This is a genomic window from Eleftheria terrae, from assembly GCF_030419005.1.
GTDB lineage: Bacteria > Pseudomonadota > Gammaproteobacteria > Burkholderiales > Burkholderiaceae_C > Caldimonas > Caldimonas terrae.
Genome location: NZ_CP106952.1, coordinates 697,135 through 710,384, shown reverse-complemented (window position 1 = coordinate 710,384; position 13,250 = coordinate 697,135). Strand labels below are relative to the sequence as shown.

At 74.2% G+C, this 13,250-nt stretch carries 1 protein-coding gene and 1 pseudogene; both read right to left on the bottom strand.

Annotated elements, in window-relative coordinates:
- Nucleotides 1-33: 33 nt before the first annotated feature.
- Nucleotides 34-7,599, bottom strand: a complete 7,566-nt coding sequence (locus N7L95_RS26840) for a non-ribosomal peptide synthetase (RefSeq protein WP_301260690.1) — start codon at nt 7,597-7,599, stop codon at nt 34-36.
- Nucleotides 7,548-13,175: pseudogene (locus N7L95_RS26835) on the bottom strand (amino acid adenylation domain-containing protein); the annotation flags it as partial. The gene N7L95_RS26840 and the pseudogene N7L95_RS26835, both read right to left, overlap by 52 nt.
- Between the last annotated feature and the right edge of the window lie 75 nt (nt 13,176-13,250).

The window sequence follows — 13,250 nt, the reverse complement described above, 5'->3', positions numbered from 1 at the left end:
TCGTCAGGGGCTTCGATGGGTGGGCCGCGGCGCTCAGAGGCGGGCGACCAGTGCTTCCAGGTCGTCGTCGGCGAAGGTCGCCAGCCGGGCGTCGACCACCGCCTCGGCAAAGGCGGCCAGCGTCGGCGCGCTGAACAGCGTGGGTATCGGGATCTCGATGTCCATCTCCTGCTGGACGCGCACCATCAGCTGGGTCGCCAGCAGGGAATGCCCGCCGAGGTCGAAGAAGTTGTCATGCCGGCCGATGCGTGGCTGCTGCAGCAGCCCGGCCCACAGGCCCGCCAGCGCCTGCTCCAGCTCGCCCTGCGGCGCCTCGTAGGCCTGCCTCACATAGGCCTCGCCCTCCGGCGCCGGCAGCGCACGCCGGTCCAGCTTGCCGTTGGGCGTCTGCGGCAGCACCGCCAGCGCCACATACGCCGCCGGCACCATGTACGCCGGCAGCGCCGCCGCCACATGCTCCCGCAGCACCTGCGCCGCCACCGCCTGCGACCCCGCCGCCGTGTGGTACGCCACCAGTCGCCGCTCCCCGGGACTGTCCTCGCGCGCCACCACCACCGCCTGCTTCACGCCCGGGTGCTGCGCCAGCCGCGCCTCGATCTCCCCCAGCTCGATGCGGTAGCCCCGCAGCTTCACCTGGTGGTCGTTGCGCCCCAGGAACTCCAGCACCCCGTCCGCACGCCAGCGCACCAGGTCCCCGGTGCGGTACAGCCTCGCCCCGGCCACGCCGCCGAAGCGGTCCGCCACGAAGCGCTCCTGCGTCAGCTCTTCCCGGCCCCAGTAGCCCTGCGCCACGCCGTCGCCGCCGATGTACAGCTCGCCGCTGGCACCCCGCGGCACCGGCTCGCCCTGCCCGTCCAGCACATACACCTGCGTGTTCGCCAGCGGCCGCCCGATGGCCTCGTGCACCCCGCCCTCGCCGCCAGCCTGCACCCGCTGCGCGGTCGACCAGATCGTCGTCTCCGTCGGCCCGTACACGTTCCACAGCTGCCCCACCCGCGCCAGCAGCCGCTGCGCCAGGGCCCGCTCCAGCGCCTCGCCCCCGCACAGCGCCTTCAACCCCGCCGACCCGCTCCAGCCGCTGTCCAGCAGCAGCCGCCAGGTCGCCGGCGTCGCCTGCATCAGCGTCACCCCGGCCTGCTCCACCACCTCGGCCAGCGCCTGCGCGTCGCCCGCCTGCGCGCTGTCCAGCACCACGCAGCGCCCCCCGCTCACCAGCGGCAGGTACAGCTCCAGCGCCGCGATGTCGAAGGCCAGCGTCGTCAGCGCCAGCACCCGGTCCTGCTGCTGCACCTGCAGCGCCTCGCGCATCGACCACAGCAGGTTCACCACCCCGCGGTGGCGCACCATCACGCCCTTGGGCCGCCCGGTGGAGCCGGAGGTGTAGATCACGTAGGCCAGCGCCTCGGGCTCCAGCGGCCCGGCCACCAGCACCGGCGCTTCGGCCCAGCGCCCGGCGTCCGCCTGCAGGTCCAGCACCGTCGCGTCCTGCGGCAGCACCGCCTGCACCTGCCGCCTCAGCCCCTCGGCCACCGTGGCCTGCGTCAGCAGCACCCGCGGCCGGCTGTCCTCGCACATCCACTGCAGCCGCTCGGCCGGGTAGGCCGGGTCCAGCGGCACATAGGCCGCCCCGGCCTTCAGCACCGCCAGCAGCCCCACCACCATCTCCACGCCCCGCTCCACGCAGATCGCCACCCGCTCGCCCGCCTGCACGCCCAGCCGCCGCAGCTGCGTGGCCAGCCGGCCCGCCTGCTCGTCCAGCGCCGCGTAGCTCAGCGATCGGCTGCCGTGCACCAGCGCCACCGCCTGCGGCGTGCGCCGCGCCTGCGCCTCGATGAGGCCGTGCAGGCTCTGCTGCCTCGGGTAGGCCGCCTGCGTCTGGTTCCACTCCTGCAGCAGCTGTCGCCGCTCGGCGGCCGGCAGCACGTCCAGGCTGCGGGCCGGCCGCGAGGGCTCGTGCTGCAGGGCGTCCACCAGCTGCTGCAGCGCGCTTTCCATGAAGGCGCAGAGGCGCTGCGGGTCCAGCGGCGAGCGCACCTGGGCGCCGACCAGGAAGCCCTCGCCCAGGTCGTCCACCGACAGCATCAGCGGGTAGTTGGTGCGCTCCTGGGCACCGAGGAACTCGATGCCCGACCAGGCCTGCGCCAGCTCCTCGGCCGACGGCGGGGCGGACCCCAGGTCGGCACCATGCCGGTAGTTCAACAGGGCGGTGAACAGCGGCGTCGCGGCCGGCACCGAGCTGCAGCGCTGGGCCAGCGCCAGGGGCGCATGCTCGTGTCGCAGCAGCCGGGCCATCAGGCCGTGGGTGCGGCGCACCGCGGCCAGCACACCGTCGTCACCAAAGCGCACCCGCAGCGGCAGGGTGTTGAGGAAGAGCCCCAGCACCCGCTCGGCGCCCTCGCCGCCCTGCATGCGGCCAAACAGCACGGTGCCGAACACCACGTCCGGCCGCCCGCAGATGCGCGCCAGCACATGGGCCCATGCCTGGTGCACCAGGCTGGCGGCGCTCAGGCCCAGCGTGCGGGCCGTCTCACGCAGCCGGGCAGCCAGCGTTGCATCGAGCAGCCGGCTGGCCTCGGCCACGTCGCGGCCCTCGCCCTGCACGTCCGACAGCTCGAAGGGCGCGGTCGGCTCCTCCACGTCGCCCAGCATCTCGCGGAAGAAGGCCTCGTGCGCCTCGCGGCTCACGCCATGGCGCGCCTGGGCCACGAAGTTGCGGAAGGGCAGCGGCGCCGGCAGCCGGTCGGTGCGGCCCAGCAGGTGGGCCTGGATCTCCTGGTGCATCACGTCCAGCGTGGTGTGGTCGGCCGCCAGGTGGTGCAGCAGCCACAGGGCCAGCCAGCGGTCGCGGGCCGCGTCGTGTGCGATGAACACCCGCATCAGCGGGGCGCTGCGCACGTCCAGCCGCCAGCGGCGCGGGTCGATGCGCTCGCGCAGCTGCCGGGCCGCGTCGCCGGCCGCCGCGTCGAGCACCACTTCCTCGATGCCCAGCGGCGCCCGGCGCCACACCACCTGCACCGGCTCGGGCAGGCCGGCCCACTGCACTGCGGTGCGCAGGATGTCGTGCCGGTCGATCACCGCCTGCATGGCCTGCAGGTAGGCGTCGAGCCGCTCGCGGCGGTCGAAGGCGAACAGCGCCGGGGTCAGGTACACGTCGCCTTCGCTGGCCATCAGGTGGTGGAAGAGGATGCCCTCCTGCAGCGGCGCGAGCGGATAGATGTCCTGCACATTGGCCGCGCCGCCGGGCACCGCAGCCACGATGCGGTCGATGTCGGCCTGGCTCAGCGAGACCAGCGGCAGCAGCTCTGGCGTGATGGCCTGGCAGCCGGGCGCGATGCGCTGGGCCGGCACCACCACCTGCCGGTCCTCGCCGCCCACCGAGGCGGCCAACGCAGCCAGCGTGGGCGAGGCAAACAGGGCGCCGACATCGGCATGCAGGCCCTGGCGGCGCATCAGCGACGCCACCTTCACCGCCAGCAGCGAATGCCCGCCCAGCTCGAAGAAGTCGTCATGCCGGCCGATGCGCTCGACCTGCAGCACCTCGGCCCAGATGGCGGCCAGCGCGCCCTCGACCTCGCCCTGCGGCGGCTCCCAGGGGCGGGCCGCGGCTTGCGCCCCCGGCGCCGGCAGCGCGGCGCGGTCGAGCTTGCCATTGGCCGTCAGCGGCAGTGCGTCCAGCATCACCCAGGCGGCCGGCACCATGTACTCGGGCAGGCCGGCGGCCGCATGCTCGCGCAGCCCGGCCGCCTCCACCTGCTGGCCGGCGTGCACCGTGTAGTAGGCCAGCAGCCGCTTGTCGCCGGGCCGCTCCTCGTGCACCAGCACGGCCGCCTCGCGCACCGCCGGGTGCTGCAGCAGGCGGGCCTCGATCTCGCCCGGCTCGATGCGGAAGCCGCGGATCTTCACCTGGAAGTCGTTGCGGCCCAGGTACTCCAGCGTGCCGTCCGGCAGCCAGCGGGCCAGGTCGCCGGTCTTGTACATGCGGGCCGCCGGGTCGCCGGCAAAGGGGTCGTGCAGGAAGCGCTCGGCCGTCAGCTCCGGCCGTCTCAGGTAGCCGCGCGCCACGCCGGCGCCGCCGATGTGCATCTCGCCGATCACGCCCACCGGCACCGGCTGGCCCAGGCGGTCCAGCAGGTAGATGCGGGTGTTGGCGATCGGCCGGCCGATGGGCACCGCGCACGAGCCGCTCACCGGCGCGGTCATCTCGTGCACCACGCAGCCCACCACCGTTTCGGTCGGCCCGTATTCGTTGATCAGCCGCACACCGGGCTGCAGCCGCTGCCACAGCGCCACGGTGGCCGGTGACAGCGCCTCGCCGCCGATGACGAACACGTCCACATGGCTGCGGCCACCTTCGGCCAGCAGGCGCTGGCCGAGGGCGTCGAGGTGGGCCGGCGTGATCTTCACCAGGCCGCAGCCCGACGGCTGCTGCACCAGCGCCTCCAGCGCGTCCAGCTCCTGCCGCTCGGGCAGCAGCTGCACGCAGCCGCCGCACATCAACGGCGTCCACAGGCTGGTCACGGTGGCATCGAAGGACAGCGAGGACGACACCACCGCGCCGCCCTGCGGCGCATAGGTGCGCACCGCCCAGGCGAGGTAGTTGGCCAGGCCGCGGTGCTCGATCATCACGCCCTTGGGCACGCCGGTGGAGCCGGACGTATAGATCACATAGGCCAGGTGCCCGCCGTGCAGGCCGACGGCAGCGGGGTCGGGGTTGTCCTCGGGCCGGCGGCTCCAGCGCCGTGCGTCCAGCTGCAGGTCGATCACCGGCACCTTGCGGCCCTGCCGGGCCAGCGCCTGGCGGATGGCGGCGTCCACCGCCGCACTGGCCTGGCCGTCCACCAGCACCGCCACCGGCGCGCTGTCCTCGCACATGTAGGCCAGGCGCTCGGGCGGGTAGCCGGGGTCCAGCGGCACATAGGCGCCGCCGGCCTTCAGGATGGCGAGCAGGCCCACCACCATCTCGGGGCTGCGCTCGACGCAAACAGCCACCCGGTCGTCGGGCTGGAGGCCCAGCGCGCGCAGGTGGTGGGCCAGCTGGTTGGCCTCGCGGTTCAGCTCGTCATAGCTGAGGGTGACGTCACGCCAGCGCAGCGCGGGCGCCTGCGGCGTGCGGGCGGCCTGGGCCTCGAAGTGCTGGTGCAGGCCGTGCGGCGGCGGCAGGTCGCAGGCGGTGTCGTTCCAGCCGTCGAGCAGCTGGCCGCGCTCGGCGGTGGACAGCAGCGGCAGGCGGGCGACGGCCTGGCCCTCGTCCGCCGCCATGGCGGCATAGGCCTGCCGCAGGTGGGCCAGGTGGCGCTCGATGGTGGCGGCGTCGAACAGCGCGGTGGCGTACTCCAGCGCGCCAACGATGCGGTCGCCCGCGTCCACCAGGTTGAGCGTGACGTCGAACTGCGCGGTGGCATGGGCCGCGCCCACCGGCCGGGCCTGCAGGCCGTCCAGCGCGAAGTGGCGCTCGGGCTGCTTGTGCCAGCTGAACAGGGCCTGGAACAGCGGGCTGTGCGACAGGCTGCGCGGCGGCTTGACGATGTCCACCACTTGCTCGAAAGGCAGGTCCTGGTGCTGCTGCGCCTCCAGCGCGCGGGTCTTCACCCGCTGCAGGAAGTCGGCCACGCTGGGCTCGCCGGACAGGTCCAGGCGCAAGGCCAGGGTGTTGACGAAAAAGCCGATCAGCGGCTCCAGCTCGGCGCGCTGGCGGTTGGCCACCGGCGTGCCGATGACCAGGTCGTCCTGCCCCGACAGCCGCGCCAGCACCACCGCCCAGCCCGCCAGCAGCGTCATGAACAGCGTGGCGCCATGGCGCTGGGCCAGGGCCTTCAGGCCGGCCGTGAGCCCGGCATCCAGCTCGAAGCCGATCTCGGCGCCGGCGTGGTCCTGCTCGGGCGGGCGCGGCCGGTCGGTGGGCAGCTCCAGGCGCACCGGCGCGCCCTGCAGGGTGCGCTGCCAATAGGCGGTCTGGGCCTGCAGCACCGTGCCGGCCAGCCAGCGCCGCTGCCAGGCGGCGTAGTCGGCGTATTGCAGCGGCAGCGCCGGCAGCGGGTCGGGCGCGCCGCGGCGCAGGTGGGCGTACAGCTGCTCCAGCTCGTGCGTCAGCACGCCCATGGACCAGCCGTCGGACACGATGTGGTGCAGGGTCAGCAGCAGCACATGGTCGGCCTCGCCGAGCACCAGCAGGCGCCCGCGCGCCAGCGGCCCGCGCTCCAGATCGAACGGGGCCTGGGCCTCGTGCTCGATCTCGGCCTGCAGGCGCACCTCGGCCTGCGGGTGGCCGCGCAGGTCCAGCACCTGCAGGGCAAAGCCCGTGTCCGGCGGCGCGATCTCCTGCGCCGGGGTGCCCTCGTGCCGCACGAAGCGGGTGCGCAAGGCCGCATGCCGGGCCACGATGCGGTCCAGCGCGCCACGCAGCGCCACCCCGTCCAGCGGTCCGCTCAAGCGCAGGCCCAGCGGCATGTGATAGGCCTGGCTGGCCTTGTCCATCTGCGCCAGGAACCACAGGCGCTGCTGCGCAAAGGACAGGGCCAGCGGCCCGCCGGCGCGCTCCGCCTCGCCGGGCGCGATGGGCGGCAGCTCGCTGCGGGCCGCTGCCTCCACCGCCTGCGCCAGGCCGGCCAGCGTCGGACGTGCGAACAGCTCGGCCAGGCCCAGCTCCACGCCCAGCGCCACCCGCAGCCGGGAAGCCAGCCGCACCGCCAGCAGCGAATGCCCGCCGAGCTGGAAGAAGTCATCCTGCCGGCCGACGCGCTCGACCTGCAGCAGCTCGCTCCACAGGCGGGCCAGCGTGGTCTCGATGTCGCCCACCGGCGCCTCCCAGGCGCGCCCGGCCGCCGGCCCGTCCTGCGGCGCCGGCAGGGCGCGGCGGTCGAGCTTGCCGTTGGGGCCGAGCGGCAGCGCCGGCAGCTCGACGCTGGCCGCCGGCAGCATGTGCTCGGGCAGCGTGGCGGCCAGGTGCGCGCGCAGGGCCTCGGCCGTCGGCGCCGGCTGGCCGGGCGCGACGGTGTAGTACGCCACCAGGCGCTTGTCGCCCGGCCGGTCCTCGCGGGCCAGCACCACCGCGTCGCGCACCGCGGGGTGCTGCACCAGCCGCGCCTCGATCTCGCCGGGCTCGATGCGGAAGCCGCGGATCTTCACCTGGTGGTCGTTGCGGCCGAGGAAGTCCAGCTCGCCCGCGGGCAGCCAGCGCGCCAGGTCGCCGGTGCGGTAGAGCCGGGCGCCCGGCTCGTCGCTGAAGGGGTCGCGCACGAAGCGCTCGGCGGTCAGCTCGGGGCGATCCAGGTAGCCACGGGCCACCCCCACGCCGCCGATGTACAGCTCGCCCTCGACCCCCACCGGCACCGGCCGGCGCCGCGCGTCCAGCACGTAGATGCGCACATTGTCGATCGGCCGGCCCACCGGCGGGTCGGCCTCGGGCTGCGCGGCGCATTCGTGCAGCGTGGTGCAGACGGCCGCCTCGGTCGGGCCATAGGCGTTGACAGGCGCGGCCGGTGGCCGGGCCGGGCGAACCAGTCCGCCACATGGCGGGCCGACAGGCGCTCGCCACCCACCGTGACGCGCTGCAGGCAGGCCGGCAGCTCGCCGCCCTCCTCCTGGGCCAGCTGGCTCCACAACGGGCTGGGCAGGTTGAGGGCGGTGATGCGGTGCTCGCCGCACAGCGCCCAGAAGCGGCGCGCGCCAGCCATCCAGGCCTCGCTGCGCAGCACCAGCGTGGCGCCGGCCACCAGCGTGCCGAAGATGTCCTCCACCGCCACGTCGAAGCCCACCGAGACGAAACCGAGCACCCGGTCGCCCGGGCCGGTGCCGTAGCGGCGCCGCAGCGCCTGCACCTCGTTGCAGATGCTGCGGTGCTCCACCATCACGCCCTTGGGGCGGCCGGTGGAGCCGGAGGTGTAGATGACATAGGCGAGGTGATGCGGCCGCACGCCGACCACCGCGCGAGGCAGCGGCGCGGTGCCGGGCGGCACCGCCTGCAGCGCCTCTTCCGCCACCTGCAGCGGCACCGTGGCGGCCGGGCCGTCGGCCAGCGCCTGGCGCAGCGCCTCGGCCAGCGCGGCCTGCACCAGCACCGCCACCGGGCGGCAGTCGGCGCACATCTCGGCCAAGCGCTCCAGCGGATGGGCCGGGTCCAGCGGCACATAGGCGGCGCCGGCCTTGAGCACGGCCAGCAGCACGACCACCAGTTCCGGGCTGCGCTCCATGCAGACCGCCACACGCGCGTCGGGCCCGGCGCCCAGCCGGCGCAGCGCGTGCGCCAGCCGGTCGGCGCGCTGGTCCAGCTCGGCATAGCTGAGCTGTCGGCCTTCCTGAACCACGGCGAGCGCCTGCGGGGTGGCGGCAGCCTGGGCGGCCACCAGCTCGTGCAGGCACAGTGCCTCGGGCTCCTCTCGGCGGGTGTCGTTCCAGTCTTGCAGCAGCCGGCGGGTCTCGTGGGCCGGCATCACGTCGAGCTGGCGCACCGGCGTGGCCGGCGCCTGCTCCAGCGCATCGAGCAGCGCCTGCAGCGCCGTCTCCATGAAGGCGCAGATGCGCTGCGGCTCGATGGGCGACTGCACCTGGGCGGTCAGCAGGAAGTCCTGGCCCAGGTCGTCCACCGACAGGCCCAATGGGTAGTTGGTGCGCTCCTCACCGGCCACCGGCTCGATGCCGTCCCAGGCCTGTTGCAGCTCCGCGGCCGGGATGGCGGCGGGCTGCGCACTGTGCCGGTAGTTGAGCAGGCTGCTGAACAGCGGCGCGGGCGCCGCCACCGCGCTGCAGCGCTGCGCCAGCGCCAGCGGCGCATGCTCGTGGCGCAGCAGCTGCGCCAGCAGGCGGTGCACCTGCTGCACCGCGTCGCGGGCGCCAGCCTCGTCCACGCGCACCCGCACCGGCAGCGTGTTGAGGAAGAGGCCCAGCACCTGGTCGGCGCCCTCGCCCGCCTCCATGCGGCCGAACAGCAGCGTGCCGAACACCACGTCCTCGCGCCCGCACAGCCGGGCCAGCACCAGGCCCCAGGCCAGGTGGCAGACGCTGGCCGCGCTCACCTGCAACGCCCGGGCGGCCTGGCGCAGGCGGCGCGCCAGCGCGGCATCGAGCGCCTGGCGGGCCTCGGCGACGGCCCGTCCATCGCCGAGCACGTTGCTCATGCCAAACGGCGTGGTGGGGGTGTCGACATCGGCCAGCATGCCGCGGAAGAAGGCCTCGTGCTCCTCGCGGGTGACGCCCAGCCGCGCCTGCGCGACGAAGTTGCGGAACGGCAGCGGCGCCGGCAGCGCCTGCTGCTGGCCGAGCAGGTGGTCCTGGATCTCGTGGCGCACCAGGTCCAGCGTGGTGTGGTCGATGGCCAGGTGCTGGAACAGCTGCAGCACCGCCCAGCGGCCATCGCTGCCATCCAGGGCGATGAAGGTGCGGACCAGCGGCGCCTGGCCGACGTCGATGCGGTAGTGCGCCGGATGGTGGCGCTGCAGCAGCTGCATCGCGACGTCGCCGTCGGCGGGGTCGAGCACCACCTCCTGCACCGGCATGGGCGCGCGGCGCCAGACCACCTGCACCGGCTCGCCGATGTCCTTCCAGTGCACCGCGGTGCGCAGGATGTCGTGCCGGTCGATGACGGCCTGCAGCGCCTGCAGGTAGGCGTCCACCCGCGCCCGGCTGTCGAAGCGGTAGAGCGCCGGGGTCAGGTAGACGTCGCCTTCGGTCTCCATCAGGTGATGGAAGAGGATGCCTTCCTGCATCGGCGCCAGCGGATAGATGTCCTGCACGTTGGCGGCGCCGCCGGGCACGGCGGCCACGATGCGCTCGATCTCCTGTGGCGCCAACGACAGCAGCGGCAGCATCTCCGGCGTGATGCGGCTGCAGCCGGCCGGGATGCCGTTCGGCGGCACCGCCACCCGCGGCGCGCCCTGTCCCACCGCGGCGGCCAGGGCCTGCAGCGTCGGCGCGGCGAACAGCGTGCGCACATCGGCATCGAGGCCGGCGCGACGCATGCGCTCGATCAGCGTGATGGCGAGCAGCGAATGGCCGCCCAGCTCGAAGAAGTTGTCGTGCCGGCCCACCCGCGGCAGTTGCAGCACCTCGCACCAGAGGGCCGCCAGCGCGCACTCGACCGGACCCTGCGCCGGCTCGTCGCCGCGCGACACCAGCGCCTCGGCCTGCGGCGCCGGCAGCGCGGCCCGGTCGAGCTTGCCGTTGGGCGACAGCGGCCAGGCCGGCAGCGCCACGTAGGCGGCCGGCACCATGTGCTCGGGCAGGCTGGCCAGCGCATGGGCGCGCAGGGCGCGGGCATCCACGCCCGGTGCGGCGGCGCCGCCAGCCTCGTCCGCCGCAGCCGGCACGTAGTAGGCCACCAGCCGCTTGTCGCCCGGCCGGTCCTCGCGCGCCAGCACCACCGCCTCGCCGACCGCGGGATGCTGGGCCAGGCAGGCCTCGATCTCGCTCAGCTCGATGCGCAGGCCGCGGATCTTCACCTGGAAGTCGTTGCGGCCGAGGTAGTCCAGCGTGCCGTCCTCGCGCCAGCGGCCGAGGTCGCCGGTCTTGTAGAGGCGCTCACCGGCCTGCAGCGCCAGCGGCTCGGCCACGAAGCGCTCCTGCGTCAGCTCCGGCCGGTTCAGGTAGCCGCGGCCGACGCCGATGCCGCCAATGTGGATCTCGCCCACCACGCCGGCCGGCACCGGCCGCAGCTGCTCGTCCAGCAGCAGCAGGCGCATGTGGCGGATGGGCTGGCCCAGCGGCACGCCGGCCGCCTCGTAGCGCTGCAGGTCGGGCGACAGGCGGTGCCAGGCGACCACGTCGCTGCATTCGGTGGGGCCGTAGCTGTTGATGAACTCGGGCCGCGGCTCGGGCAGCGCCAGCAGCTTGGCCACCTGGATGGGCTCGCCACCCAGCACCACCCGGCGCAGGCTGCCGAGCCGGCCAGCGCCATCGGCGTCCACCAGCGCATGGAAGGCGCTGGGCGCCAGGTTGAGGTGGGTGATGCGCTCGCGCTCGACCTGCGCCAGGATGGCGGCCGGATCGAAGGGCTCCGGCGCCAGGTGCAGCGTGCCGCCGACCAGCAGCGGGCCGATCAGGTTCTTCTGCGTCAGGTCGAAGCTCTGGGAAGTGGCCACCAGCACGCTGTCGTCGGCGCCCAGGCCAAGGTCCTCGACATACCAGTCCAGCAGGTTCTGCAGGCCCTGGTGCTGCACCTGCGCGGCCTTGGGCCGGCCGGTGGACCCGGAGGTGTAGATCACATAGGCCAGGTGGGTGGGCGCCAGGCCGGCTTCGGCGGGCGGCAGGTCCGCCTCCGATTCGCCCTGCCAGTGCGCCGCATCGGCGCTGAGGTCGATCACCGGCACCGGCACCAGCTGGGCGCCGAGCGCGGCACGCAGGCCGTCCCTCACCTCGGGCGGCACCCGGTCGTGGGTCAGCACCGCCACCGGCGCGCTGTCCTCGCACATGTAGAGCAGGCGCTCCTGCGGATAGCGCGGGTCGATGGGCACATAGGCACCGCCGGCCTTCAGCACCGCCAGCAGGCCCACCACCAGGTCGAGGCCACGCTCCACGCACAGGGCGACCCGGGCATCCGGCTTGACACCCAGGCGGCGCAGATGGCGCGCCAGCTGGTTGGCCCGGGCATTCAGCTCGCGCAGGCTGAGCCGGCGGTCTTCGTGCACCAGCGCGGTGGCCTCCGGCCGCGCAGCGGCCATGGCTTCGATGCGGGCATGCAGGAAGCGGCCATCGCGCGCCACCGGCGCCGGGCCACGGCCCAGCGCCAGCAGGCGCTCGCGCTCGCCGGCCGGCAGCACGTCGAGCTGGCGCACCGGGGTGGCCGGTGCCTGCTCCAGCGCCTGCACCAGCTGCAGCAGCGCGCTGTGCACCAAGGCGCAGAGGCCGCGGGCGTCGGCGGGGCGGCGCACCTGCGCCGTCAACACCAGCGTCTCGCCCAGGTCGTCCACATTGAGGGTGCAGGGGTAGTTGGTGCGCTCCTGCGAGCCAAGGAACTCGATGCCCTGCCAGGCCGCGCTCGCAGCGCCAGCCGCCTGGCCACCGGCCGAGCCGCTGTGCCGGTAGTTGAGCAGGGCGGTGAACAGCGGCGCCGGTGCGGCCACCGCGCTGCAGCGCTGGGCCAGCGCGAGCGAGGCATGCTCGTGCCGCATCAGGCGGGCCAGCAGCGCATGGGTGCGGCGCACGCTGTCGAGCACGCTCTCGCCTCCCAGGCGGATGCGCATCGGCAGGGTGTTGATGAAGAGGCCCATCACGCGGTCGGCCCCGGTGCCGGCCTGCATGCGCCCGAACAGCAGGGTGCCGAACACCACATCGTCGCGGCCCGACACCCGGGCCAGCACCTGCGCCCAGGCCAGGTGCAGCAGGCTGGCGGCGCTCACGCCGGCCTGGCGCGCGGCCTCGCGCAGCCGGGCGGCCAGCGGCGGCTCAATGAGCTCGCTGGCTTCCTCGACGGCCGCGCCCTCGCCCTGCACGTCGGCGATGCCGAAGGGCGCAGTGGTTTCGGACACGTCGCCCAGCAGCTCGGTGAAGAAATCGGTGTGCGCCTGCGCCGGCATGCCGAGCCGGGCCTGGGCCACGAAGTTGCGGAAGGGCAGCGGCGCCGGCAGCTGGTCACCCCGGCCCTCCAGCAACGCACCGATCTCCTGCAGCATGACGTCCTGCGTGGTGTGGTCGCCGCACAGGTGGTGGTTGAGCAGCAGCAGGCACCAGCGGTCACGCGGCGTGTCGTAGGCCACGAACACCCGCATCAGCGGCGCGCGGCGGATGTCGATGCGGTGGTGGCGCGGATCGAAGCGGGCACGCAACTGCTCGGCCACGTCGCCGTCGGCGGCGTCGAAGCTCAGCTCCTCCACCTCCAGCCGGGCCTGGCGCCACACCACCTGCACCGGCTCGGGCAGGCCGTCCCACTGCAGTGCGGTGCGCAGGATGTCGTGGCGGTCGATGACGGCCTGCAATGCCTGCAGGAAGCGGTCCAGCCGCGCCCGGCTGTCGAAGGCGAACAGCGCGGGCGTCAGGTAGACGTCGCCGGTGCTCGACATCAGGTGGTGGAAGAGGATGCCTTCCTGCAGCGGCGCCAGCGGATAGATGTCCTGCACATTGGCGGCGGCGCCGGGCACCGCGGCCACGATGCGGTCGATGTCCGGCTGGCCGAGCGACAGCAGCGGCAGCATCTCCGGCGTCACCGCCTCGCAGCCCGGCAGGATGCGGTTGGGCGGCACGGCCACGCCGACGTCGGCCGGCGGCACATAGCCGCCGGCGCGGATCAGCTCGATCAGCGCCTGCTTGTGCTCGCGCAGCTG